24 protein-coding genes are annotated in these 23,522 nt (G+C 72.0%); 10 read left to right on the plus strand and 14 right to left on the minus strand.

The window, feature by feature from the left end; translation table 11 throughout:
- Positions 1-2 precede the first annotated feature (2 nt).
- Positions 3-1,502, plus strand: coding sequence for a malate dehydrogenase (quinone) (gene mqo, locus ACYU8V_RS08905; RefSeq protein ID WP_460846746.1), 1,500 nt, complete (start codon positions 3-5; stop codon positions 1,500-1,502).
- A gap of 72 nt (positions 1,503-1,574) precedes the next feature.
- On the opposite strand, the gene ACYU8V_RS08910 is transcribed toward mqo, so the two are convergent.
- Entirely contained in the window at positions 1,575-1,802 is a 228-nt protein-coding gene (locus tag ACYU8V_RS08910) for a hypothetical protein (RefSeq protein WP_460846748.1), read from the minus strand.
- A 342-nt stretch (positions 1,803-2,144) separates the two neighbouring features.
- Here ACYU8V_RS08910 and ACYU8V_RS08915 point away from each other — a divergent pair, with 342 nt between their 5' ends.
- The 3 genes from ACYU8V_RS08915 (at position 2,145) to ACYU8V_RS08925 (ending at position 5,430) form a co-directional block, all read left to right on the plus strand.
- Positions 2,145-3,425 carry a choice-of-anchor P family protein gene (locus tag ACYU8V_RS08915; protein WP_460846750.1) on the plus strand — a complete coding sequence of 427 codons (1,281 nt, stop codon included), beginning with the start codon at positions 2,145-2,147 and terminating at the stop codon, positions 3,423-3,425.
- 105 nt (positions 3,426-3,530) lie between these two features.
- Positions 3,531-4,472 carry a cation diffusion facilitator family transporter gene (locus tag ACYU8V_RS08920; RefSeq protein WP_460846751.1) on the plus strand — a complete coding sequence of 314 codons (942 nt, stop codon included), beginning with the start codon at positions 3,531-3,533 and terminating at the stop codon, positions 4,470-4,472.
- Positions 4,473-4,533: 61 nt separating this feature from the next.
- Positions 4,534-5,430: an SDR family oxidoreductase gene (locus tag ACYU8V_RS08925; protein ID WP_460846753.1), complete on the plus strand. Its 897-nt coding sequence runs from the start codon at positions 4,534-4,536 to the stop codon at positions 5,428-5,430.
- Here the strand turns inward: ACYU8V_RS08925 and ACYU8V_RS08930 are convergent.
- The 6 genes from ACYU8V_RS08930 to ACYU8V_RS08955 all read right to left on the minus strand — a co-directional run bounded on the left by ACYU8V_RS08930 (position 5,408) and on the right by ACYU8V_RS08955 (position 12,878).
- Positions 5,408-8,854 carry an ATP-binding protein gene (locus ACYU8V_RS08930; protein WP_460846755.1) on the minus strand — a complete coding sequence of 1,149 codons (3,447 nt, stop codon included), beginning with the start codon at positions 8,852-8,854 and terminating at the stop codon, positions 5,408-5,410. The genes ACYU8V_RS08925 and ACYU8V_RS08930 overlap by 23 nt on opposite strands.
- Positions 8,851-9,591 carry a DUF4194 domain-containing protein gene (locus tag ACYU8V_RS08935; protein ID WP_460846757.1) on the minus strand — a complete coding sequence of 247 codons (741 nt, stop codon included), beginning with the start codon at positions 9,589-9,591 and terminating at the stop codon, positions 8,851-8,853. The genes ACYU8V_RS08930 and ACYU8V_RS08935 overlap by 4 nt, the downstream gene beginning before the upstream one ends.
- On the minus strand, positions 9,584-11,083 hold the full coding sequence (locus ACYU8V_RS08940) for a DUF3375 domain-containing protein (protein ID WP_460846758.1): 1,500 nt from the start codon (positions 11,081-11,083) through the stop codon (positions 9,584-9,586). The genes ACYU8V_RS08935 and ACYU8V_RS08940 overlap by 8 nt, the downstream gene beginning before the upstream one ends.
- 63 nt (positions 11,084-11,146) lie before the next feature.
- Positions 11,147-11,551, minus strand: a complete 405-nt coding sequence (locus ACYU8V_RS08945; protein ID WP_460846759.1) for a hypothetical protein — start codon at positions 11,549-11,551, stop codon at positions 11,147-11,149.
- 21 nt (positions 11,552-11,572) lie between these two features.
- Positions 11,573-12,394, minus strand: coding sequence for a class II aldolase/adducin family protein (locus ACYU8V_RS08950; protein ID WP_460846760.1), 822 nt, complete (start codon positions 12,392-12,394; stop codon positions 11,573-11,575).
- A gap of 58 nt (positions 12,395-12,452) precedes the next feature.
- The gene (locus ACYU8V_RS08955; protein WP_460846762.1) at positions 12,453-12,878 is read right to left on the minus strand and encodes an SRPBCC family protein; all 426 of its coding nucleotides are present in this window, start codon (positions 12,876-12,878) and stop codon (positions 12,453-12,455) included.
- Between the two features lie 120 nt (positions 12,879-12,998).
- On the opposite strand from ACYU8V_RS08955, the gene ACYU8V_RS08960 reads away from it, so the two are divergent.
- Complete coding sequence (locus tag ACYU8V_RS08960) at positions 12,999-14,162, plus strand: metallophosphoesterase family protein (protein WP_460846763.1); 1,164 nt, start codon at positions 12,999-13,001, stop codon at positions 14,160-14,162.
- Positions 14,163-14,208: 46 nt separating this feature from the next.
- Positions 14,209-14,646 carry a hypothetical protein gene (locus ACYU8V_RS08965; protein ID WP_460846764.1) on the plus strand — a complete coding sequence of 146 codons (438 nt, stop codon included), beginning with the start codon at positions 14,209-14,211 and terminating at the stop codon, positions 14,644-14,646.
- Positions 14,647-14,659: 13 nt separating this feature from the next.
- Here the strand turns inward: ACYU8V_RS08965 and ACYU8V_RS08970 are convergent, their stop codons facing one another.
- From ACYU8V_RS08970 to ACYU8V_RS08985, 4 genes are read right to left on the minus strand one after another with little or no spacing between them, the layout of a single operon-like run.
- On the minus strand, positions 14,660-15,460 hold the full coding sequence (locus ACYU8V_RS08970; protein ID WP_460846766.1) for an ABC transporter permease: 801 nt from the start codon (positions 15,458-15,460) through the stop codon (positions 14,660-14,662).
- The gene (locus tag ACYU8V_RS08975) at positions 15,457-16,299 is read right to left on the minus strand and encodes an ABC transporter permease (protein WP_460846767.1); all 843 of its coding nucleotides are present in this window, start codon (positions 16,297-16,299) and stop codon (positions 15,457-15,459) included. Before ACYU8V_RS08975 ends, ACYU8V_RS08970 begins: the two co-directional genes overlap by 4 nt.
- A gap of 3 nt (positions 16,300-16,302) precedes the next feature.
- Entirely contained in the window at positions 16,303-17,493 is a 1,191-nt protein-coding gene (locus ACYU8V_RS08980; RefSeq protein WP_460846769.1) for an ABC transporter substrate-binding protein, read from the minus strand.
- A gap of 25 nt (positions 17,494-17,518) precedes the next feature.
- The gene (locus tag ACYU8V_RS08985) at positions 17,519-18,559 is read right to left on the minus strand and encodes an ABC transporter ATP-binding protein (RefSeq protein ID WP_460846771.1); all 1,041 of its coding nucleotides are present in this window, start codon (positions 18,557-18,559) and stop codon (positions 17,519-17,521) included.
- Between the two features lie 80 nt (positions 18,560-18,639).
- Here ACYU8V_RS08985 and ACYU8V_RS08990 point away from each other — a divergent pair, with 80 nt between their 5' ends.
- Genes ACYU8V_RS08990 through ACYU8V_RS09000 form a run of 3 tightly spaced genes read left to right on the plus strand, consistent with a single transcriptional unit; the run spans position 18,640 to position 21,147 of the window.
- Positions 18,640-19,386 (plus strand): FadR/GntR family transcriptional regulator, encoded by a 747-nt coding sequence (locus tag ACYU8V_RS08990; RefSeq protein WP_460846773.1) that lies wholly within the window; start codon positions 18,640-18,642, stop codon positions 19,384-19,386.
- Positions 19,383-20,132 (plus strand): PDC sensor domain-containing protein, encoded by a 750-nt coding sequence (locus ACYU8V_RS08995; RefSeq protein ID WP_460846775.1) that lies wholly within the window; start codon positions 19,383-19,385, stop codon positions 20,130-20,132. The genes ACYU8V_RS08990 and ACYU8V_RS08995 overlap by 4 nt, the downstream gene beginning before the upstream one ends.
- A gap of 13 nt (positions 20,133-20,145) precedes the next feature.
- Positions 20,146-21,147, plus strand: a complete 1,002-nt coding sequence (locus tag ACYU8V_RS09000) for a 5'-3' exonuclease (RefSeq protein ID WP_460846776.1) — start codon at positions 20,146-20,148, stop codon at positions 21,145-21,147.
- Here the strand turns inward: ACYU8V_RS09000 and ACYU8V_RS09005 are convergent.
- Complete coding sequence (locus tag ACYU8V_RS09005) at positions 21,113-21,997, minus strand: ArgP/LysG family DNA-binding transcriptional regulator (protein WP_460846778.1); 885 nt, start codon at positions 21,995-21,997, stop codon at positions 21,113-21,115. The genes ACYU8V_RS09000 and ACYU8V_RS09005 overlap by 35 nt on opposite strands.
- A 79-nt stretch (positions 21,998-22,076) precedes the next feature.
- Here ACYU8V_RS09005 and ACYU8V_RS09010 point away from each other — a divergent pair, with 79 nt between their 5' ends.
- Positions 22,077-22,688 (plus strand): LysE/ArgO family amino acid transporter, encoded by a 612-nt coding sequence (locus ACYU8V_RS09010; protein WP_460846779.1) that lies wholly within the window; start codon positions 22,077-22,079, stop codon positions 22,686-22,688.
- Here ACYU8V_RS09010 and ACYU8V_RS09015 read toward each other — a convergent pair.
- Positions 22,617-22,943, minus strand: a complete 327-nt coding sequence (locus ACYU8V_RS09015) for a SemiSWEET family sugar transporter (RefSeq protein ID WP_460846780.1) — start codon at positions 22,941-22,943, stop codon at positions 22,617-22,619. The two genes, ACYU8V_RS09010 and ACYU8V_RS09015, sit on opposite strands and share 72 nt — an antisense overlap.
- The gene (locus ACYU8V_RS09020) at positions 22,940-23,227 is read right to left on the minus strand and encodes a hypothetical protein (RefSeq protein ID WP_460846781.1); all 288 of its coding nucleotides are present in this window, start codon (positions 23,225-23,227) and stop codon (positions 22,940-22,942) included. Before ACYU8V_RS09020 ends, ACYU8V_RS09015 begins: the two co-directional genes overlap by 4 nt.
- Between the last annotated feature and the right edge of the window lie 295 nt (positions 23,228-23,522).

Below are 23,522 nucleotides of genomic sequence, written 5' to 3' on the forward strand. Positions count from 1 at the left end.
CCATGACGGCTGTCGCGGCTGAGTCCAGCCCGGACAATGACGGCATTCAGGACGTTCTGCTGATCGGCGGGGGTGTCATGAGCGCGACGCTCGCGACGCTGCTCTCCGAGCTCGAGCCGACGTGGAGCATCCGCCTCCTCGAGCGGCTCGACCGCCCCGCGCGGGAGAGCTCCGGTCCCTGGAACAACGCCGGCACCGGCCACTCCGCGCTGTGCGAGCTGAACTACACGCCGCAGGCGGCCGACGGGTCGGTCGACATCTCCAAGGCGGTCGTGGTCAACGAGCAGTTCCAGATCTCCCGCCAGCTGTGGGCCTTCCTCATCGAGTCCGGCCGGATCCCCCGGCCCGACGCGTTCATCCACCCCACCCCGCACATGAGCTTCGTGTGGGGCGCGGAGAACGTCGAGTACCTCCGCGAGCGGCACCGCCTGCTCTCGGCCCACCCGCTGTTCGCGGGCATGGAGTTCTCCACCGACCGCGCGCAGATCGGCCGTTGGGCGCCGCTGCTGGTCGAGGACCGCGACATCGACGAGCCGATCGCGGCGACGTACTCCACGCTCGGCACCGACGTCGACTTCGGTGCGCTCACCGGCCTGATGATCGACTCGGTCGCGGCCCGTGGCGCGCGGATCGAGTACGGGGCCGACGTCTCGCTGGTCCACCGCACCATGGACGGTGTCTGGCACGTCATGGGCAAGCAGAACGGCAGGAAGTTCCACCACCGCGCCCGCTTCGTGTTCGTCGGCGCCGGTGGCAAGGCGCTCACGCTGCTGCAGAAGTCGCGGATCCCGGAGATCAAGGGCTTCGGCGGCTTCCCGGTCAGCGGCGAGTTCCTGCGCACCGACAAGCCCGAGGTCGTCGCCCGCCACCACGCCAAGGTCTACGGCAAGGCCGCCGTCGGCGCGCCGCCGATGTCGGTGCCGCACCTGGACACCCGGGTCGTCGACGGCAAGGCCAGCCTGATGTTCGGTCCGTACGCCGGCTTCAGCCCGCGCTTCCTCAAGCACGGCTCGCTGCTGGACCTGTTCCGCTCGCTGCGGCTGCACAACCTGCTGCCGATGGTCCGCGCCGGCCTGGCCAACATCCCGCTCACGATCTACCTGATCAGCCAGCTGGTCGCGCGCGCGTCGACGAAGTTCGCGGACCTCACCGACTTCTACGGCAACGCCGACCCGAAGGACTGGGAGAAGATCATCGCCGGCCAGCGGGTGCAGGTCATCCGCCCCGACGGCGTGCTGCAGTTCGGCACCGAGGTGATCACCCACGCCGACGGATCGATCGCGGGCCTGCTCGGCGCCTCCCCCGGCGCCTCGACCGCGGCACCGATCATGCTCGAGCTGATGGAGCGCTGCTTCGCCGACCGCTGGGACGACTGGCAGCCGCGGCTGCGCGAGATCGTGCCGAGCATCGGCACCCGGCTCTCCGACGACCCGGCACTCGCCCAGGAGATCCACGACCGCACCGACAAGCTGCTCGGCCTGCGGGCTCCCCAGCCCGCCTGAGCGACGCACGACACGACGAAGGTCCCCGCCACCGGGCGGGGACCTTCGTCGTTGCTGGGGATCGGCTGGGGATCAGGCGGCCTGCGCGACGCCGCTGGCGTTGACGTGGGCGGCGTGGCGGCCGTGGGCGTGCGCCTCGTGCTGGCGGCGCAGGTGCAGCCGCTGGTGGATGCTCGGCTCGGCGCTCGCTCCGCGGAGGGCGGCGAGCCGGTCCCCGGCCCTGCCGAGGACGGATCCGACGAGCGGGATCCAGACGGGGAGCAGCATGAAGATCCAGATCGGGACGAGCGAGGTGAGCATCAGGACTTTTCCTTGTCTGTCGCGGCGGCGGCGTCGTGGTCGATTCAATGCCGCGCGACCTCCCCGGCGCTTGGATCCGCCGTACAGCGCATCGCGCCGGGTTGTGCCGACGTACAAACGCCCGGGTGCGACCCGCATCTCACGCCGAATCTCCGCGACGCGGCACAAAACTCCGCGAAAGTAGTCATACTGAGGGTGGTTCACGCTCCCGAACCGATTGCACCGCCCGTCCCACGACGGGCATCCTCGGGTCCTGGACCGGGTTGATCGGGCAGCCCAACGATCCCCAGTCCACACCGCGGAGCACGCAAGGTTCGCGCTCCCACCATTCGAAGGTGACTTGTGAAGCGAACGATCCTGACGGCCGCCGCGACGTCCTTGGCCACTGTGGCCGCGGCGATGAGCCTGGCCGCCCCGGCACACGCCGTGGCGCCCATCTACAACTACATGGCCGACGCGGGCGCGACCCAGGTCAACGCCATCGGCGTCACCGTGCAGTCCAACGCCACCGCCGAGTCCCGCATCTCCGGGTTCAACTCGGCCCAGGCCAGCAACACCATCCTCGGCGCCGGCGCCGGCTCCCTGCTGAGCGCGGGCGTCGCATCGACGTCCACGAAGGCGACCGTCGACGCGAACACCGGCGGCGTGACCGTCGTCGCCCACGCCCGCACCGCCAACGTCAGCCTGCTCGGCGGGCTGGTCAAGGCGCAGGCCATCGACACCACCGCGACCACGGTGGCCGACGGCACCCACGCGCCGACCACGTCGATCACGACCAGCCTGGTGGGCCTCTCGATCAACGGCAGCGCCTACCCGACCTCGGTCGCCCCGAACACGGGCATCACGATCCCCGGCGTCCTCAGCATCGCGCTCAACGCGCAGGTGATCGGCACCTCCGGCGACTCGGCCATCGCGTTCGGCGCCGGCCTGCGGGTGACGCTGCTGTCGAGCACCAACGGCGCCTCCGCCGGCGCGGAGATCTCGGTCAACCCGATCGCGGAGATCCTGCAGCCGGGTGGCGGTGAGCTGGGCGGCTACGCGCTCGGCGGCATGGCCTACGGCTCCTACGTGCACGCGAACGTGGGCAGCAGCGTGCAGGTCGTGTCGGACCGCACCGCCGTCGTCGCGATGCCGCTGGCCGGCACCGGTGGCCAGGAGCGCACCAACTCGACCGCGGCGGCCAACCTGTCCGGCGTGCTCAACCTGGGCGCCATCCAGGACAAGCAGACCGGCGTCCGCTCCGACGCGCTGTCCCAGGTCTCCGAGACCGCCAGCGTCGCCAACGTCAACCTGTTCGCCGGCCTGATCACCGCCAAGGCGGTCCAGACCACCTCGATGGCGAGCGTCAGCCCGACGGCCAGCACCCAGTCCGGCAGCATGTCGCTCCTCGGGCTCACCATCGCCGGCCAGGCGATCCCGGTGAACGTCGCGCCGAACACCACGATCCACGTGGCGAACCTGGGCACGGTCACCATCAACGAGCAGCAGTCGACGGCCGTGCCGGGCGTGGCCCACGCCTACCTGACCATCGGTCTGCACGTCGTGCTCGACACCGCGCGGGCCGGTCTGCCGGTCGGTGCCGAGGTCGAGCTGGCCACCAGCCAGGCCATCGTCTGGCAGTGACACCCGGCGCCTGATGCGGCACTGATCCACCACCGCTCGCGCGGGCGGGGCCCCGGCCCCGTCCGCGCGAGCGTTTTTCCACCGGGGGTCGGGTACGGGCCCAGCGTGCTGACCGTCATCCTCGCCCTCGCCGCGAACGCCCTGGTGGCCATCGCCAAGACCGTCGCGGCGGCGATCACCGGCTCGCCGTCGATGGCGGCCGAGGCCGCGCACTCCTGGGCCGACACCGGCAACGAGGTGTTCCTCGTGATCGGCGAGCGGAAGTCGGCGCAGCCGCCCGACGAGAAGCACCCGCTGGGCTACGGCCGCGTCGGCTACGTCTGGTCGATGTTCGCCGCGTTCGGGCTGTTCACGATCGGGGCGGCGGTCTCGATCTGGCACGGCGTCCAGTCGCTGCTCAGGCCCGAGGAGCACACGTCGTACGCCGCGTCGTACGTCGTCCTCGGTGTCTCGGCGGTGCTGGAGGGCGTCTCCTTCCTGCAGGCGCTGCGGCAGACGCGGGCGGGCGCGGGCAGGCGGCGGCTGCACCCGCTGCGCTACGTGCACATGACGTCGAACCCGATGCTGCGCGCGGTGTTCCTCGAGGACCTGTCCGCGCTGATCGGCATCGCCGTCGCGGCCGGCGGCATCGGGCTGCGCCAGCTCACCGGGGACGCCACCTGGGACGCCGTGGGCTCGATCGTCGTCGGGCTGCTGCTGGGCCTGGTCGCGCTGTTCCTGATCGGGCGCAACGTCGACTTCCTCACCGGCGAGACCGCCAGCCCGCTGGCGCGCAACCACGCCCTCGAGGCGCTCCGGGCGCACCCGGACGTCGAGCGGGTCAGCTTCCTGCGGATGGAGTGGCTGGGCGCCGACCGCATCTACCTGGTCGCGGCCGTCGACCTGACCGGCGACGCGCCGGAGTCCGACGTGGCGGCACGCCTCAACGCCGTCGCCGACGAGCTGGAGTCGCGACGCGAGATCGAGCGCGCCGTCCTCACCCTGACCCGGCCGGGCGACGCGACCGATCTGGCACCCCGCGAGCTGCCGGACTGGTACCGCGAGTGACGCGGCCCCACCGGCCCTGCCAGACTCCCAGCAGTCATCCCCCCGATCCGAGGAGCCCCGCATGGACCAGGTCGTACTCATCACCGGCGGCGCACGCGGGGTCGGAGCGGCCGTCGCCGCCGAGCTGGTACGCCGCGGCGCGCGGGTCGTCCTGACCGACCTGGACCGCGCGGCGCTGGACGAGACCGTGGCCGGCCTCGGCGCGGGCAACGCGATCGGGATCGTGGCCGACGTGTGCGACGTGGACGCCATGAAGGCCGCCGTGTCCACCGCCCTGGAGCGCTTCGGGCGGATCGACGCGGTGCTGGCCAACGCCGGCATCGCCAGCTACGGAAGCGTCCTCAACACCGACCCGAAGGCCTTCCAGCGGGTCGTGGACATCAACATCACCGGCGTCTTCAACACCGCCCACGCCTCGCTGCCCGCACTCATCGAGTCGAAGGGCTACTTCCTCGTCGTGTCGTCGCTGGCTGCCTTCGTCGCGGCGCCCGGGCTCTCGGCGTACCACGCGAGCAAGGCGGGGGTGGAGCACTTCGCCAACAGCCTGCGCCTCGAGGTCAAGCACCTCGGCGTCGACGTCGGCTGCGCGCACATGTCCTGGATCGACACCCCGCTCGTGCAGGACGCCAAGTCGGACCTGCCCGCGTTCCAGCAGCTGCTCAAGAAGCTGCCCCCGCCGCTCGGGAAGACCACCGACGTCGAGTCCTGCGTCGCGGCCTTCGTGAAGGGCATCGAGAAGCGCGCCCGCAAGGTCTACTGCCCCGGCTGGGTGCGGGGTCTGGGGATCAACCGGGTCGCCCTCAACTCCGCCGCCGGCAACCTCCCGGTCCTGCGCCTGGTCCCCGAGATCCTGCCCGCCCTCGACGCCGACGTGGCCCGGCTCGGGCGCTTCACGAGCGCCCGGAACGTCGACAACGACGCCGACGAGGCCGCCGTCACGCGTCCCGGATCGGAGTGATCCAGGACTGGTGGGTCGACGGGTTCTTGGTGATCGCCAGCAGCTCGTCCATGTGCGGCTCGAGGCCGGTCACCTTGTCGAGCGGCACGCCGACCACCAGCTGGAAGCCCAGGCCCTTCCATGCCTGAACGGCGCGGCCCGCGAACTCCGCGTCGGCCTTGACGAATCCCTCGTCGAGGAAGACCGGGGCGAACCGCGGACGCGAGCGCATCTCGTCGCCGAGGCGGAAGCGCAGCGCAGAGCCGACGATGAAGGCCACCAGCTCCTGCGACTCCCCGCCGCTCTTCTCCCCCAGCGTCCGGTACGTCGCCCGCAGCTCGCCGGTCAGCGGGTCGTAGCGCTCGGCGCTGATCTCCACGTGTCGGCGTACGTCGAGCAGCCGGTCGCGGTCCGAGGGACCCTCGGCTCCCGGCGCCGTCGGGCGGAGCTGCGCCATGAACCGGCTGAGGTCGGCGAACCGCCTCTCCAGGTCCTCCTCGGCCAGCTTCGTGGTCGATGAGGACGACAGGGCGCGCAGGTCCTTGAGGAAGGTCTGCACGTGCGCGGGGGCCAGGCGACGCAGGCGGATCCGCAGCCGGTCACCGGTGGCACCGAACTCCAGGCGCCGCAGGATGTCGTTGATCGGCCCGAGCCGGTCCTCGATCTCCTCGATCGACTGCGACATCGCCCCGAGCAGCGGGACCAGGTCCTGGCCGCTCCACTCGGTGAGCCGGCGGCGCCACTCGGCCCGCCGGTCGGCCAGGCCCTTGCTCCGGATCTCGTCCAGGATCCGCGCGTAGTCCGGGTAGGAGTCGACGGTCGCGCCGAGGTTCGGGGAGTCCCAGGTGCGCTTGTAGTAGCCGAAGATCCGGACGAGCTCCTCGTCGACCCGGACGATCTCCTGCTCGGAGTCGCCGACCGCGCCCCGCAGCCGCTCCTGCAGCCGCTGGGAGTGCTCGTGGAACCGGTCGAGGTCCTCGGGATCGGCCGGGGCCACCGCGGCGGCGAGCTCGGTCGCCAGCGCCGCGCTCTGCTCCTCGGTCAGCGTGACCCGGCCGGCGTCCTCCATCGCCGCGAGACGGTCGCCGACCGTGTCCTCGGAGTCGACGAGCTCGCCGTGGGCGGCGCCGACCTCGCGCTGGCGGTGCTCGAGGGCGAAGCGCCGCTGGCGCACCGCCTCGAGCTCGGCACCGAGGTCGTCGATCTGCTGCTGGAGCACCTGCAGCTGGTCGTCGGCGGACAGGATGTCGTCGCGCCGCTGCTCCATGTCGGCGATCCGGCGCTCGCTGCCGACCACGTCGACGTCGTCGAAGCGGACCATCGCGATGGCGTCGTACGCCTTGCGCTGCTGCTCCAGGACGCTCGCACGACGGTCCAGCTCGGCCAGGCCGGCGTCGAGACGCTCCAGCTCGGCCTCGATCCGCGCCAGCTGGCCATCGAGCTCGGCGATCGCGTCCTCGTTGGAGAAGCCGATGATGTTGCGCTGGTCGCTGCGCCCGTGCGAGCCGCGGTGCCCGCTGCGGGTCTGACCGGCCAGGGTGACGCGGTAGCCCGGGCCGTCCAGGCCCGCGCTGGTCTCCACGCACAGCGCGTTGCGCGCGGACTCGCTGACGTGCGCCTGCACCCAGCCGGCGAACGGCGAGTCCTTGAACAGCAGTTTGCCGGCGATCCGCTCCGGGTCCTGCGGCCCGGACTCGGGCAGGTCCAGCTCGGCGCCCTGGAAGGTCAGCCGGGATCGCAGCTGCAGCCCGTCGATCGCCGCGGAGAACTCGGCGAGCCGGTGCAGCGGCACCAGCATCAGCCGGGCCGAGCCGCCCAGCACGGTCTCGACGGCCGTGCGCCACCGGGCCTCCTCCGGCGCGACGTCGATCAGCTCGGCGACGAACGGCAGGTCCTCGGGGTCCATCCCGACCGCACGCGCGACGTGGGTGCGCAGCTCGTGCAGCGGGGCGGGCACCCGCCCGGCGCGGCTCTCCAGCGAGGCGCGCTCCCTGCGCAGCTCGGCCTGCTCCGACTTCAGCGGCACCAGGCCGTCGCGCACCTCGTCGCGCCGCGCGCGCAGTTCGGCCTGCTGGGCGGCGAAGCCCTCCAGCCGCTTGCGGGCGTGCTCCTGGAGCTGGGCGAACCCGGCGGCGGTGTCGAGGGCCGTCTCCAGGTCCGGTACGTCGGCATCGGTCAGCCCGACCAGCGGGAAGACGCGCTCCTCGAGCTCGGCCAGCCGCGAGCCCCGCTCCTCGCGGACGATCCGCTCGGACTCGATCTGGGCGGCCAGCGCCTGCAGGTCGCCGCCGCCCGCCGCACGGTGGGCGTCCTTGGCGGCGTCGAGGTCGCCGGCGGTCTGGGACTCGGCGAGCCGGACCGAGCCGAGCTCGTCGACGATGCGGCCGTGCTCGGCGCGGTTCTCGACCACCGCCGTGCGCAGCAGCCGCTGGTGGGTACGCAGCAGCCACAGCTGCAGCGGCGTGTCGCCGGTCAGCGTGACCCCGAAGGCGTCCAGCTCGGCGGCCCGCTTCACGGCGAGCTCCTTGCGGCGCTGCAGGTCGCTGATCGGCTCGAGCACCTCGAGCTTCTGCTGCTCGGTGCGCATCGCGGTGTGCGCCGAGTCGAGGTCGTCGAAGTGCTCGACGGCACGGTCGGCGGCGGCGTACGTCGCCGGGCGCTCCAGCACCATGTCCTTGTAGAGCTCGTCGACGCTGCGCACCTGGTTGCCCGCCTGGATCCGGGCCAGCAGCCGCAGGGCCTTGGCGCCGTCGCCGTTCGCGCCGATGCCGAGCCGGGCGTGCAGGACGGCCGCGAACTCGGCGTACGTGCGGTGCACCCGGATGCCCGGGAACAGCTTCTTGATCGTGGTGGCGTGCAGCCGATCGGGAACGGCCGCCTCGAGCAGCGCCAGGTCGAGTGCGCCGTCGAGGCTGAGCAGCGTCATCGCCACGTCGCTGGACCGCGCCGCACGGCGCGGGACGTAGTAGGTGCGCAGAGCCGTGAACCGGCCGCCGGTGTCGTTGACGAAGGTCATCGCCACCGCGCCCCAGGTGTCACCGCCCTTGCCGCGCAGCAGCTGCTCGACCGGCCGGCCCGTCCGCGGGTCGTCGACGACGTCGACCGCACCGCGCAGGTAGGACAGCAGGTTGCGCTGGCCCGCGCTGCGGGCGCGACCCGCGACGGCGTCGTTGGAGGCACCGTTGAACTTGGTGTCCGAGGGCATCATCAGCGCCGTGTAGGCGTCCAGGATGGTGCTCTTCCCGACGCCGGAGGCGCCCGAGATCATGGTGGTGTCGCCGCCGAGCGGGACGACGGTCACGCCGCCGAAGCCGCCCCAGTTGACCAGCTGCAGGACCGAGGCACGCCACTGCGCCGTGTCGTCGCTCGGCGTGGTGACTGCCTGCTCGTCGAACAGCCCGCCGGCCTCGTCGGTGTCGGGACGGTCGATCGTCACGTCGGTCATCGCTGATCCTCCTCGGCCGGCTCCGGGGCCGGCTCCTCGAACAGGTCCGCGTCCGGCTCGGCCGGCTCGGGACCGTCGGTGGCGTTCGCGGCCTGCAGCGAGGCCAGCAGCTCCTGGAGCAGCTCCAGCGGGATCAGCGGCTCGATGGCCTCGCTGATCTCGTAGCGCTCGTCGGTCGTCGATCCGATCAGCAGGCCGGCCTTGACGATGCTCAGCACCGCGGCCCGCGCCCGCTTCTCGTCGCCGGCCTCGTCGGTCGCGTGCCGCGGACGGAAGGTCTCCACGTGCGCGACGATGTCCTCGCGGTCGATGAACACCCGCGCCTCGCCGGCCGCGAGACCGGCCCGCAGCCGGTCGCGCAGGTGCACCAGGACCAGCGTCTCCTCGCGGGTCCAGCTGGCGTCGTACAGCAACGTCGGGAAGCGGCTCCCCGTCTCGGAGACGGCCTGCCGCTTCCAGGCGACCTCGCGGTGCGGGTCGATCATCAGGTCCAGGAACAGGTCGTTGAGCCGGGAGCGGATCACCCGCTCGTGCTCGACGAGGACCTGCCAGTCGCGCGCGTGGGTACGGCTGCTGATGAAGCGCTGCTTGAGCAGGGTGACCAGCACCTGCCGCTGGGCGAGGTCCAGGCCGCCCTCGTCGCCCTCGAAAAGGGACACGGAGTACTCCTCGACGGGCTCGAGGTCGTCGTACTCCTCGATCCGGTCCATCTCGTCCAGCTCGTCGACGTCAGACATGGTCCCTGCTCTCCTCGGTCGGACCGCTCAGGTCGGGGTCGGGCAGCTCGGTACGCGGGACGGCGAAGGTCCGCAGCGTCCCGTCCGGTCGTACGGCGGGGTACGGCTCGGTCGCCTCCCCCGCGACCCAGTCGCGGGCCGCTGCGAGGTGGAGCAGGCCGAAGATCTCGACCGGCCGCCGCAGCGACGGCTCCAGCTCGCCGAACAGCGCGCCCAGCGACCCCGGCGGCGTCAGCCCCGCGAGCGCCCGGTCGAGCCGGTCGCGCAGGTCGCCCAGCTGCGGGCCGCCGTGCTGCTTGAGCTCGGCCAGCGACAGGGCCGGCGCCTCGTCGGGATCGGGCACGGTGATGCGCTCGGGCGGGATGTCGTCGGCGGGGTCGTAGAAGCGCTCGCGGAGGTGCTCGACACCCGCGCGGGCGGGCAGCAGGGCGACGTCGTGGGTCGCCCGCGGGCCCGTCGCGGCGACCCAGGTCATCAGCTCGGACTCGACCTGGCGCAGGGTCTGCTCCAGCTCGCGGTCGCGGGCGGCGTCGTGGGAGACGATGTACTCCTTGAGCGTCGCGGTGACCCGGGAGCGCTGCGAGAGCACGCGGTCCAGGCCGTCGCGCACCAGCCGCACGGTGCCGCGCAGCTCGGTGCGGTCGGCGTCGCCCAGGATGCGGTCCGACAAAGGGTGCTCGAGCAGCGCGGTGAGGTCCTCGCGCAGCTGGGTGACCAGCGCGTCGTCGCGGAGCAGCGCGAAGGCGCCCTCGAAGGCCCGGCCCTCCTGGGTGGCGGTCATCAGCGCATCGGCACGCGCGAGGTAGTCGTCGATCACCTCACCGGCCGGGCGCTCCTCGGCGCGGAAGGCCGCGAGGATCTCGCCGCGGATCTGGGCGAAGCGCTCCTCGACCCGCGCGAAGTCGCTGGGCAGCGCGGAGATCAGCGAGAGCAGCTCGGTGAACCCCTCGAGCATGTAGTCCTCGGTGGCGCCGACGAGCTCCTCGCCGTCGACCAGCCGGTCACGCTCGAGGGTGAGCCGGGCGATCTCGTCGTTGAGGATCGTGACCCGCGCGGTGCGGTCGGGGTTGGCCTCGGCGTTGAAGCGCCGGACGGTGCTGAGGATGGTGGCGATCCGGTGCTCGCTGAGCGTGGCCCGGTCGCGGGTGAGGTTCTTGACCAGCTCCAGCGCCTGCTGGGCGTGCGAGGTCAGCGAGTAGACCTCGCGGCCGCCCTCGTCGATGGAGCGCACCAGCCACTGCCCGCGCATCCAGCGCTGGCAGATCTCCCGGCCGGTGCCCGACGGGACGTCCTCGCCGGCGAGCCGGATCCCGGCGAGGTGCTCCTCGACCTGGGTGTGCAGCCGGGCCGTCGGGATCGGGCTGTTGCTGCGGCCGAACGCGGCCCGGAAGATCGTGATCACCACGGGCGCCTGGCGCTGGTGCAGCAGCATCAGGGTGGGCTGCGCGAAGGCGCTCCTGACCCGCGCGAGCTCGCCCGCGATCTCGCTCAACTCCGACCTCCCCCGGCCCTGCTGGTACGACGTGAGTGGCCCAGCATCCCAGAGGGGTGCGACTCAATCGGCGAGCGGGTCGGGCATCCCCTCCAGCGCGGCGCCGACCACCGTGACCACGCCGAGGATCTCGGCCGCGGGACCGATCCAGCCGACGCCGCGATCGGTCACCAGGACGGACCGGCCGAAGCGGCGGTCGAACACCCCGACCCGCACCCGCTGCTGCTCGCGCACGGCGATCACGTCGCCGCGGGCCGGCCGCAGCGCCGGGTCGACGAGCACCTCGGTGCCGGCCGGCCAGCCGCGGGTGGCGACCAGCTCCGCACCCAGCCGGTACGACGGCGGCGAGTCCTCATGCTCGGCGCGGCCGGCCGCCCGGCGGCGTACCGGAACGGGTCGGTCGATCGCGGAGCGCTCCGGCGCGGCGAACGGCAGGGGGTCCTGCCCGCCGACCGACACCGAACGCATGTTCGAAGTCTAGGGCACCCGTCAGTCGAACACGTCGGGCTGGGTCGCGACGACCTGCTCCCACAGCGGCCGGAACTGGAACCAGCCCGCGTCGTCGCTGCCGACCTGGTCGCGCGCGACCAGGGCCGCCTCGCGGTCGATCTCGCGCGGGGTGCCGGCCGCCATCGCGAGCAGCTGCGCCTGGCAGGAGCGCTCCATCGTGACGAACCACCAGGCCGCGGCGGACACGGTCGAGCCGACCGTGATGAGGCCGTGGTTCATCAGGATCGCGGCCTTGTGGTCCCCGATGGCGGCGGCGATCTTCTTGCCCTCCTCCTCGGCGTAGACCACACCGGTGTACTCGGTGAAGAGCCCGTGGTCCTCGAAGAACGCGCAGGCGTCCTGGGTCAGCGGCGCCAGCGGGATGCCGAGGGAGGAGAAGGCCTTGCCGTGCAGCGAGTGAGCGTGGGCGGCGGCCACCGCGTCCGGGCGGGCGGCGTGGACCTGGGCGTGGATGACGAACGCGGCCCGGTTGACCGGCTTCGTGCCGTGGGTGACCCGTCCGGTGTGGTCGACGCAGATCAGGTCGCTCACCCGGATCTGGTTGAAGCTCATCCCGAACGGGTTCACCCAGAACAGGTCCGGATCGCCCGGGTCGCGTGCGGTGATGTGCCCGGCCACGCCCTCGGAGAACCCGAGCTTGCCGAAGACCCGGAACGCGACGGCGAGATCGCGCTTGCGCTGCTCGCGCTCGTCGTCGACCGAGAGCCCCATCGGGGGCAGCGGCAGGTCGCACGGGTCGGGGATCGGCCCGACGGCCTGCTCGAGTCGGAACCTCAGCTCAGCGGGAAGGGTGGCGCTCATGGTCCGAGCGTCGCCCTCGCCGGGCGGCCCGTCAATGGGCGGATCGGCCAGGGGCCGATCAGGAGGCCCTCTTGACCGCCCGGACCAGTGCGGCGAGCAGGGCGGAGGCGATGGCCTGGGTGGCGATCCGGTCCAGCGCGGGCAGCTTGCCGTGCGCGGAGACCGAGTAGGAGATCTCGGTGCCGTCGCCGTGCGGAGCCAGCCGCACCTCGCCCGAGTAGTCCTTGAGCGGTACGCCGGCACGGGCCTTGTAGCCGAGCACGCGGTCGGGCTCGAAGGCCGTGATCTCCTCCACGATCGCCGGCATCGGGCCGGGCGCGCTGATCCGGCGTACGGCTCCGACGCCGTTGCGGGTCTCGGCACCCTCCTGCTCCAGCGTGACCCGGATGCCCGGGCCCCACTTCGACATGCCCTCATGGTCGGAGAGGACGGCCCAGACGGCGGCGGGGCTGGCGGAGACGCGCGCGGTTGCGGTGGATTGCACGGCCCGACGGTACATCCCGATGAGTTCATCGAGGGTGCATCCCACGTTGGGCCGCGGCGTGCCGCTCCCGCAGTAGTTTCCGCCCGGCCACCGTGGCCACAGGAAGGACAGCACAGGCCCATGAAACGGATCACCAGGCTCTCAGCGGTCGTCGCCGGCATCACCCTCGCCGGCACCGCCAGCGTCGCGGTCGCGCTCAACCGCCCCCACGACGACAACGACTGGCCCTACGCGCAGCCGCAGGCCAAGACCTACACGATGGCCGTGGTCGGCGACATCGCGTGCGAGCCCGACGACGCGGAGAACGCCACCACCCCGGCCGCCCTCAAGTGCGGCAGCCCGACCCTCGGCGGGCTGAGCGCGGAGTTCGCCACCGCGAAGCAGGCCACCGACATGCACCCGGACGCCGTCGCGCTGCTCGGGGACGAGCAGTACCAGGTCGGCAAGCTCAGCGACTTCGAGCAGTCCTTCGAGCAGGCCTGGGGCGGGCTGAAGATGCTCGAGCGGCCCGCGCCGGGCAACCACGAGTACTACGCCTACACCAAGAAGGGCGACAACGAGGCGGCCCAGAACGGCACCGGCTACTACGGCTACTTCAACGGGCACGACCAGTCCGGCTCGCCGTACCCCCAGGGCCAGGCCGGCGACGACACGGCCGACCGGCAGGGCTGGTACTCCTACGACCTGGGCAACTGGCACGTCATCTCGCTGAACGCCGAGTGCGACTCGGCCGCGTTCCAGCACGACTGCTCGACTACCGACGGCGGCCTCCTCACCCGGGAGACGACGTGGCTCGCGCAGGACCTCGCGGACAACAATCGGCCGTGCACCATCGCCTACTGGCACCAGCCGGCGTTCAGCGCGACGACCGCCGCGACCGCGACCGTCCCCGCCTCGGCGCCCGGCGCCGGCGGCAAGGAGGGCGCCATGACCGACGCCTGGTGGAAGCTGCTCTATGCCAACAACGCCACCCTGGTCCTCAACGGCCACGAGCACGCCTACGCCCGGCTGCAGCCGATGGACCCGGCCGGCAACCCCGACCCGGCCAACGGCATCCCGGAGTTCGTCGTCGGCACCGGAGGTGAGGGCCTGGACTCCCTCGCCGGCACACCGGGCGCCTGGGCCAACCCCAACGTCGTGACGGCGTACGCCGGCGGCTTCGGTGTGATGAAGCTCGAGCTCGGCCCGAGCGGCTACAGCTGGGACTACAAGCCGGCCCTCGCCGGAGCCGGCCAGGACGCCTCCGCGCTGAGCTATGAGGACAGCGGCTCGGGCTCCTGCTGACAGCGCCTCCGACGAGGTCACTCGCCACGGCGGTAGGTTCGCCGTCGTGGCGAGTGACGCGCGCGTGACCACGCACCGCTCCTGGGCCGGGCGCTGGGTCCCCCGGCTCTACCTGGGCGTCGCGGCGCTGCTGATCCCCTGGGACGTCTACCTCGCCTCATCGCTCCCGATGCACTCGGTGGCCTACCACTACCGCGGCGCCTGGGTCGGCTACGACCTGTTCCTCATCCTGGTCCTGGCGCGCACCGGATGGCTCGCCGCGAAGCGGGACCCGCACGTCGTGCTCACCGCCACGGCCTGCGCGACGATGCTCATCGTGGACGCCTGGTTCGACGTCCTCACGTCCCACCCGGGCGGCCAGCGCAGCGCCGCGATCGTGATGGCCCTGGCCCTGGAGCTTCCCGGAGCGGTGCTGTGCGGCCTGCTGGCACGACGCGGCCTCGCGGCGATGGTCGCCCGGATCGTCGTACCGCCCCGGGGCTGAGCGCCACCGACCCTCAGATCCGGGTCGCCGCGTCGTCCCCGGCCGCCCGCTGCGCGATCCACACCGGGATGACCGCCACCACCGTGAGCACCGCGGCGACCACGTTGATGACCGGCGCCTGGTTGGGGCGGAACAGGTTGTCGAAGATCCACAGCGGCAGCGTCTTGGACGAGGCACCGAGGGTGAAGTTGGTGACCACGATCTCGTCGAAGCTGAGCGCGAAGGCGAGCAGGCCGCCGGCCAGCAGCGCACCGCGCAGGCCGGGCAGCGTCACCATGAAGAAGGTGTGCCAGCCGCGGCCGCCGAGGTCCGAGCTCGCCTCCTCCAGCCGGGTCCCCATCCGCCGCAGCCGGGCCTGCACGTTGTTGAAGACCACGACGATGCAGAAGGTGGCGTGCGCGATGATCACCGTCCCGATCGAGAGGGTCCAGCCCAGCACCGAGGTGAACGTGGTGCCCATCGCGATGCCGGTGACGATGCCAGGCAGCGTGATCGGCATGGTGATCAGCAGGCTGATCGGCTGGCGCCCGAAGAACCGGTGCCGCTGCAACGCGAAGGCCGCCAGCGTCCCGAGGACCAGCGCGATCGCCGTCGAGCAGATCCCGACGATCGCCGTCACCCCGAGCGCGTGCCAGGCCCCCGAGCTGTGCGCCGCCTCGTGCCACCAGCTGAGCGTCAGGCCCGTCGGCGGGAAGGCGAAGGTGCGCGAGGTGTTGAAGGAGTTCAGCACCACGAACGCGAGCGGGATGTACAGGAACAGCAGGACCAGCACGGTCCACACGGCGGTGGTCCACCGCATCGCAGCCGACTTCACGACGACTCCCCTTCCAGCTGGCCGGTGAGCCGCAGCGCACCGAGGTAGAGCAGCACGGCGACCAGCGGCACGAAGGCCAGCGCCGCCGCCATCGGCTGATCGTTGGCGGTCACGAGCTGGCCGTAGATGACGTTGCCGAGCAGCTGCGACTTGCCGCCGACGATCTGCACCGCGATGTAGTCGCCCAGCGAGAGCGAGAAGGTGAAGATCGACCCCGCGGCGATGCCGGGGAACACCAGCGGGAGCACCACCCGGCGTACCGTCCCCCAGGCGGTGCCGCCCAGGTCCTGGCTGGCCTCGGACAGCGAGTCGGGGACGCGCTCGAAGGCGGCGTACGCCGGCAGGATCATATAGGGCAGCCACAGGTAGGACAGCGTGATCACCGTGGCGGTCAGGCCGTAGCCGTGGAGCTGGCCGGGCGTCGCCCAGTCCACCGGGCCACCCGGCGCGAGGAGCCCGCGCCAGGCGTAGGCCTTGACCAGGTACGACGCCCACAGCGGCGTCGTGACCGCCACGACCAGCGCGAGGCGCATCCGGCGGGAGGCGAACTTGGCCATGTAGAGCGCCATCGGCACCGCCAGCGCCGCGTCGATCAGGGTCACCAGCAGCGCGACGCCGATCGTGCGCAGCGTGATCGTCCGGTAGAACGGGTCGCTGAACAGGTTGGTGAAGTTCGCCGTCGTGAAGACGTGCTCCACGTGACCGGTGAAGTCGTTCACTCCCCAGAACGAGCTGACCAGGAGCACCGCCATCGAGCCCAGGTAGGCGATCACCAACCAGGCCATCGGCGGGAGCAGGAGCAGCGCGAGCCGCCCCCGCCCCTGCGCGACGTCAGACATCGATCAGCCCTTCATCCGCTGCCAGGCGTTGACCCAGTCGGTGTAGCTCGTGCAGTTGTCGCCCGAGCCGTCCACGCACTGCTTCTGCGGCGTGGTCCAGTAGTGGATGTTGGCGGCGTACGTCGCGTCGGTGGCGTGGTACTGCGCGCAGAACGCCTTGTCCGCCGCGCTCAGCGTGCACGACTTGGCCTGGGCGGGCGCCTCGCCGAAGTACTGCGCGACCTGCGCGTTGACCTCGGGCGAGGTGATCCAGTCCATCCACTCGTACATGCAGTTGGGGTGGGCGGCCTTCGAGGAGATCATCCAGGTGTCCGACCACCCGGTCGCACCCTCGGACGGGATCGTGGTGCCGACCTGGGTCTTGCCACCACCGTCGATGGTGTTCGCGATGACCTGCCAGGAGGTGCCGATGGCGCTCTCACCGGAGTCGAAGGACTGCACCTCCTTGGTGTAGTCCGACCAGTACTCGCCCACGCTGGCGTTCTGCTGCTTGAGCAGATCCACGGCGGCGTTGAGCTGGTCCTGGGTCAGCGAGTAGGGGTCCTTGATGCCGAGCGAGGGGTTCGTCTTCATCAGGTAGAGCGCCGCGTCCGCGATGTAGATCGGGCTGTCGTACGCCGTCACCTTGCCCTTGAGCGAGGCGTCCGGCGCGAACACCGAGGACCACGAGGTCGGGGCCTGCTTGACGACGGCCTTGTTCCACATCAGGACGTTGGCGCCCCAGCCGTGCGGGATGCCGTACATCTGGCCGCCGACCGAGTTCCACGAGCCGTTCTTGAGGAACGGCGAGATCGTCTTGTAGCTCGGCACCAGGTCGGTGTTGACCGGGGCGACGTCGCCGCCGTAGATCAGCCGCAGGGTCGCGTCGCCGGAGGCCGAGACCCCGTCGTACTGACCGGACTGCATGAGCTGGACCATCTCGTCGGAGGTGTTGCCGATCTTGGCGTTCACCTGGCAGCCGGTCTTCTTCTCGAACGGCGTGACCCAGTCGACCTTCGGGTCGTTCGAGCCGTCCTCGGCGTAGCCCGCCCAGACGATGATGTTGAGCTTGCCCTCACCCTGGCCGATCGAGGACTGCATCGCGATCTTCGGCACGCTCAGGCCGCTGGTGCCCGTGGACGAGGATCCCCCGCACGCGCTCATGGTCATGGCGGCGGCACCGAGCACGGCGCACGCCTTCCAACGCAACTTCATGACTTCTCCTCTGGTGGGTGGGGGGTCAGCCGACGAGCTCGTGGAGCGCGTCGTCGTTCCAGGCGACCCGCACGCGGTCGCCGCGCACGAGGGCCGAGGTGGTCGGGTCGGTGTTGAGGCTGGTCACCGTCAGCGTGGTGGCGCCGACGTCGACGAGCAGCCGGCTGATCGCACCGGCGTACACGATCTCGGAGACGGTGCCCTCGTGCGTGCGTCGTACGCCGGCGTCGGCATCGGGCCGGTACAGCGAGATCCGCTCGGGGCGGATCGCGAACGAGCCATCCCGCCCGACCAGGTCGGTCGCGACCCCGTCGGCGAGCACGTTGGAGGTGCCGACGAAGTCGGCGACGAAGCGGTTGACCGGGTTCTCGTAGACCGCCCGGGCGTCGCCGACCTGCTCGACGCGGCCGTCGCTGAAGACGGCGAGCCGGTCGCAGAGCGTCAGCGCCTCCTCCTGGTCGTGGGTGACGAAGACGAAGGTGATGCCGACCTCGCGCTGGATGGCCTTGAGCTCGACCTGCATCTGCTCGCGCAGCTTGAGGTCCAGCGCGCCGAGCGGCTCGTCGAGCAGCAGCACCTGGGGCCGCGACACGAGCGCGCGGGCCAGCGCGATGCGCTGCCGCTGGCCGCCGGAGAGCTGGTGCGGCCTGCGGTTCGCGACGTGGTCGAGGCGGACCAGCTCCAGCGCCTCCATGGCGCGCTTGCGGCGCTCGGCCGAGCCGATCCGGCGTACGCGCAGGCTGTACTCGACGTTCTTGACGATGCTCATGTGCGGGAACAGCGCGTAGTCCTGGAAGACGGTGGTGACGTCGCGCCGGTGCGGCGGGACTCCGGTCACGTCCCGTCCGTTGAGCAGGATCTGGCCGGACGTGGGCTGCTCGAAGCCGGCGATCATCCGCAGCACGGTGGTCTTGCCGGACCCGGACGGGCCGAGCATCGCGAAGAACTCGCCGTCGGCGATCTCCAGGTCGATCTGCTCGACCGCGACCACGTCGCCGAACGCCTTGCGGACCCCGCGGATCGAGATCGCGGGCGGAACCGCTTCGGCGGTCTCGTGCTCGTCCATGTCAGCCTCCTCACAGCAGTTGCTGAGAAAACATATGAAACCAGTTTTCAAAGTGCAAGAGCTGCGGCACACTTTCTTCCGTGCCGATCCCGTTCTACGGCCGCGCCGCCGGTGCGGTCTTCTCACCGCTGGAGTCACAGAGCCGCACCGAGCTCGTGGCCCGGCGGCTGAAGGACGCGATCGCACTCGGCCTGGTGCCCGACGGCGAGCAGCTCCCCGGCGAGATGGAGCTGGCCGGCCTGCTCGGCGTCGCGACCGTGACCATCCGCGAGGCGCTGGCGACGCTGCGGCACGACGGGCTGGTCGTGACCCGCCGCGGTCGCGGCGGCGGCAGCTTCGTGCAGGCGCCGCGCGAGGTCGCGGCCCGGCTCGCCGAGCAGCGCCTCGCCGCCTTCGGGCTGCTGCAGCTGCGCGACCTGGGCGATGTGTACGCCGCCATCTCCGGCGCCTGCGCGGCGCTGGCCGCCCGGCGCGCGAGCACCGAGGACGTCGCCCGGCTGCGACGCGTCGCGACCCAGCTCGCAGAGGCGCCGGACGCCGCGCTGCGCCGGCGCGCGGACGCGCAGTTCAGCATCGAGATGGCCGTCGCCGCCCAGTCGCCCCGGCTCTACCGCGAGGAGATCCAGCTGCAGGCGGAGGTCGGCACCCTGCTGTGGCTGGCGTTCGGCGACGACGACAGCCATGCGGAGACGGTCGAGACGTGCAACGCTCTGGTGTCGGCGGTCTCCGACCGCGACCCCCTGGCGGCCCGCGCGGCCGCCGAGCGGCGGGTCGCCGAGGCGACCGCCCGGCTCATCGACTTCAAGCTCAGCAAGGAGGCCTCGTGACCGAGACGGTGGGCGAGCTCGACGCGGTGCTGGCCAGGCTCGTCGAGCTCACCGGCATCGCCGTCGCCTTCGTCACGGCCGCCGCCCGCAGAGCTCACGCCGCGCTCGCGACCGACGGCCCGCGGCGCAGCGGCGACCTGGCGGTCCTCGACGACTCCCTGCGTGCCGGCCTCGAGCCCGGTGGGCTGGTCCACGGCGGCGGCTTCGTGGCCGCGGTCGGGGCGCTCGACGACGCGCGGTGGTGGCTGGAGTGGTTCGCCCGCGACCCCGACGACCGCCCGCAGCGCCTGGTGGTGCAGACCGACTCGACGGCGATGGGCTTCTACGACTACGAGCACCTCCCCTGGTACACCGTGCCGCGGGAGACCGGCCGCGCCCACATCACCGGCCCGTACGTCGACTACCTGTGCACCGAGGACTACACCCTCACCTTCACCGAGCCGGTGGTCGTCGACGACACGTTCCTGGGGGTCGCCGGCTGCGACGTGAAGGTGCACGTGGCCGAGCGGTTCCTGCTTCCCACACTGCGCGCCTGCTCCGGCCGCGTCGCCATCGTCAACGAGCACGGCCGGATCCTGACCAGCAACACCGGGCGCGCCGTGAGCGGCGACCTGATCGAGCCGCTCGACGTACTGCTGCGGCTGTGGGACGCGGACCCCGTCGACGCTCACGGCGCCGTACGACGCCTCGAGGGCACTCCCCTGGCCGTCGTCTCGCTGGACGGCCTGGACGCCCTCGCCCGGTAGTGTCACGGGCGCCATGTCGTCCTCCCCCCGCCCGCGCCGGCTGCTGCTCGCGGTCGACGCGCCGTCGCTGCTGCACCGCCACCACCACGCCCGCGCCCACACCCGGCTGCGCGACCGTGGCGGGCGGCCCGCCTGGGCGCTGCACGGCATGCTGCGCCAGATCATCGAGGCGATCGACACCTTCGCGCCCGACGCGGTGATCTTCGGGATCGACGACCGGGTCGCGTCGGTACGCCGCGACCGGTACCCGGACTACAAGGCCGGCCGCGCCGAGAAGGACGCCGACCTCGTCGACCAGCTCGACCGCTGCGGGGCGCTGTTGGACGCGCTCGGGCTGGCGACGCTGACTCCCCCGGGCCTCGAGGCCGACGACGTCAACGCCTCGGCCGCCGCGTGGGCGGTCCGCAACGACTGGGACTGCGTGATCATCACCTCGGATCGCGACTCCTTCGCCCACATCAGCGCGCACACCAGCGTGCTGCGGCTGATCGACGGCGGCATCAACGGCTCCCCGCTGCTCACGCCCGCCCGGCTGCGCTTGATGTACGGCGTGCCCGCCGACCGCTACCTGGAGTTCGCGGCCATCCGCGGCGATGCCAGCGACAACCTGCCCGGGATCTCCGGGATCGGCGAGAAGACCGCGGCGGCGCTGCTGTCGGAGGTCGGCCCGATGGCCGACATCTGGGCCGACGTCGAACACAACGACGGTGCGGCCGTCGCCGCCGCCCTCGACGCCTGGGCCGACGAGACCGGCGGGCGGCGGATGGGCGCGACCGTGGTCCGCCGGCTCCGCGCGGACGGTGCGCGGGCGGCGTACGAGTTCAACCTGGAGCTGATGGCCGGGCGCACCGACCTCGACCTGCGGCTCACGCCCGACGTGCCCGGGACGCCGGGGCTGCTGCCGCTGGACATCGCCCGCGTCGAGCGGGTCGTCGGGCACCTCAACACCGACGCCACGACCTCGCTGGCGCTGCGGGTCCTCACCGGGGATCCGGCGTCGGTGCCGCGCGCCTGAGACCCCGCCGGGCCTCCCGGCGTACGTCGTCGGTGAGGGTGGCGAGCGCGTCGGTGCCGAGCCGCCAGCGCTGCCAGTACAGGGGTACGTCGATCGGGCGGCTCCCCGGCAGCCGGGCGACCTCGCCGGCCGCGACGCCCGGGACCAGCTGGCCCTGCGGCAGCATCCCCCAGCCCAGGCCGCAGCGGACCGCCTCGTAGTAGTCGGCCGCGCTCGGGACCCGGTGGACCACCGCGGGCCGTGCCCCGTCGCCCTCCTCCTGGAGGTGGTCCTTCTCGTTGAACACCACGACCGGCAGCGCCGCGCGGTCGACGCCGCGGCCACGGCGGTGGCGCTCGATCAGCGCGGGCGCCGCAGCCGGGGTGTAGCGCAGGGCACCGAGCAGCTCGGCGGTGCACCCCTGCACCGGGTCGGGCTCGGCGGTGACGGCGGCCAGGACCTCACCGCGCTGCAGCAGCTGGTGGGAGTAGGCCTGGTCCTCGACGTGGAGGCGCAGTGCCACACTGCCGCGCTCCGCCACGGCGGCGAGGACCGGGCGGAACCAGGTGGCCAGGGAGTCGGCGTTGACCGCGACGGCGAGCTCGACGACGGCGGCATCACCGAGCGCGGAGACCGCCTCGTCCTCGAGGAGCCGGTGCTGGCGCGCCAGCCTGAGGAGCGGCTCCCCGGAGTCGGTGGGGGTCACCGGCGTCGTACGCCGCAGCAGGACCTGTCCCGCCGCGCCCTCCAGCGCGCGCACGCGCTGGCTGACCGCGCTCGGGGTGAGGTGCAGGCGGCGTGCGGCCGCGTCGAACGTCCCCTCCTCGACGATGGCGAGCAGGGTCTCGAGCTGGGCCGGGTCGAACCGCATTCGCTCACCTTAAGCGTCTCTACAGATACTGCAGGAACCTTCGCTGGCCTTCATCGCATCCCGACCCGAGAATGGCGGGGTGATCACCGTCGCGACCGCCGGCCTGTTGACCGGCCTGTCCCTCATCATCCCGATCGGGGCACAGAACGCGCACGTCCTGCGGCAGGGCGTCCTGCGCACGTACGTCGGACCGGTGGTCACCGTCTGCGCCCTCTCCGACGTGGTGCTCATCGTCGCGGGCGCCGCGGGCGTGGGCGTCGTCGTGCAGGAGCACGCGTGGCTGCTCGAGGCAGCCCGGTGGTTCGGGGTCGCGTTCCTGGTCTGGTACGCCGCCGGCGCGCTCGTCCGGGCCCGCCGGCCGGAGTCGCTGACGGCCGGTCTCGCCGGCTCGGCCGACTCGCGGCGCCGGGTCGTCGGCCGGACGATGGCGCTGACCTGGCTCAACCCGCACGTCTACCTGGACACCGTGCTGCTGCTCGGCACGCTCGCCGCGACGCACGACTCCATCGGAGGCGGGCGGTGGTGGTTCGCCGCGGGCGCCGGGCTCGCCAGCATCGCGTGGTTCACGACGGTCGGGTTCGGTGCGCGGCTGCTCTCGCCGCTGCTGGCCCGGCCCCGGTCATGGCAAGTCCTGGAGCTCCTCGTCGCCGCGACGATGCTGGTCGTCGCCGGCCGGCTGGCGCTCGGCTGAGGCACGCAGCCGGAGCGCGAGCAGCGTCGCGCAGACCGGGGTGATGATCACGTTGGGGATCGCGATCGGCAGCAGCCCCTCGGCGAAGCCGTAGACGACCCAGGCGGTGCCCTGGATCGTCGCGATCGTCCAGGTGGAGAGACTCAGGTCGCGGATGGCGGCGTGGTCGTGACGCAGCCGCAGCGCGCGGCGCAGCTGCGGCAGGAACTGCACCACGTCGAGGATCCCGACCGCCCAGCCGAGCGCCGCCGTCACGACGTACCTCTGCGCGGCAGCGCGATCGCACCGACGATCACGGCCGCGCACACCAGGTTCACGGTGCCGGCCACCACGACCGGCACCGCCCGCTCGGTCAGCCCGTAGCAGGCCAGCAGCACGTTGAACACGATCGCGACGGCGTACGACGCCGGGCTGACGCCCTGCAGCGGCAGTCCCGTCCGCCGGAGCCGGAGGACCCGAACGGCCTGGGGCACCCACATCACCGCCGCGCCGGCGGAGCCCACGAAGCCGATCGCCTCGATCGCTCCCCCGGCTGCCACGGGCGCAACGCTAGCCACCGCGACCAACCGGGCCGGACCTACCCTGGCGCCATGTCGCACCTCCACACCCTCGCGCTGCTGCTCGACCGCAGCGGCGACTGGATGTTGTGGAACACCTTCCTGGCCTGGATCCCCGTCGCGCTCGCCCGATCCCTCCGGAACGCTGCACACCATCGGTCAGGTCCTGGCCTGGGACGCCGCACCCCGGCTGATCCTGCTCCTCTTCGTCATCACCGCCGCCGGGCACGCCATCACCCGCGGCGTGCTGGGGCTGGTCGCTCCGAGAGCCTTCGGG

This window comes from Nocardioides ultimimeridianus, from assembly GCF_054777895.1.

Bases quoted from the DNA above. Each gene is read 5' to 3' on its own strand.
- mqo (WP_460846746.1), top strand. From the start codon at position 3: ATGACGGCTGTCGCGGCTGAGTCCAGCCCGGACAATGACGGCATTCAG.
- ACYU8V_RS08910 (WP_460846748.1), bottom strand. From the start codon at position 1,802: ATGCTCACCTCGCTCGTCCCGATCTGGATCTTCATGCTGCTCCCCGTC.
- ACYU8V_RS08925 (WP_460846753.1), top strand. From the start codon at position 4,534: ATGGACCAGGTCGTACTCATCACCGGCGGCGCACGCGGGGTCGGAGCG.
- ACYU8V_RS08930 (WP_460846755.1), bottom strand. From the start codon at position 8,854: ATGACCGACGTGACGATCGACCGTCCCGACACCGACGAGGCCGGCGGG.
- ACYU8V_RS08935 (WP_460846757.1), bottom strand. From the start codon at position 9,591: ATGTCTGACGTCGACGAGCTGGACGAGATGGACCGGATCGAGGAGTAC.
- ACYU8V_RS08945 (WP_460846759.1), bottom strand. From the start codon at position 11,551: ATGCGTTCGGTGTCGGTCGGCGGGCAGGACCCCCTGCCGTTCGCCGCG.
- ACYU8V_RS08950 (WP_460846760.1), bottom strand. From the start codon at position 12,394: ATGAGCGCCACCCTTCCCGCTGAGCTGAGGTTCCGACTCGAGCAGGCC.
- ACYU8V_RS08960 (WP_460846763.1), top strand. From the start codon at position 12,999: ATGAAACGGATCACCAGGCTCTCAGCGGTCGTCGCCGGCATCACCCTC.
- ACYU8V_RS08975 (WP_460846767.1), bottom strand. From the start codon at position 16,299: ATGTCTGACGTCGCGCAGGGGCGGGGGCGGCTCGCGCTGCTCCTGCTC.
- ACYU8V_RS08980 (WP_460846769.1), bottom strand. From the start codon at position 17,493: ATGAAGTTGCGTTGGAAGGCGTGCGCCGTGCTCGGTGCCGCCGCCATG.
- ACYU8V_RS08985 (WP_460846771.1), bottom strand. From the start codon at position 18,559: ATGGACGAGCACGAGACCGCCGAAGCGGTTCCGCCCGCGATCTCGATC.
- ACYU8V_RS09000 (WP_460846776.1), top strand. From the start codon at position 20,146: ATGTCGTCCTCCCCCCGCCCGCGCCGGCTGCTGCTCGCGGTCGACGCG.
- ACYU8V_RS09005 (WP_460846778.1), bottom strand. From the start codon at position 21,997: ATGCGGTTCGACCCGGCCCAGCTCGAGACCCTGCTCGCCATCGTCGAG.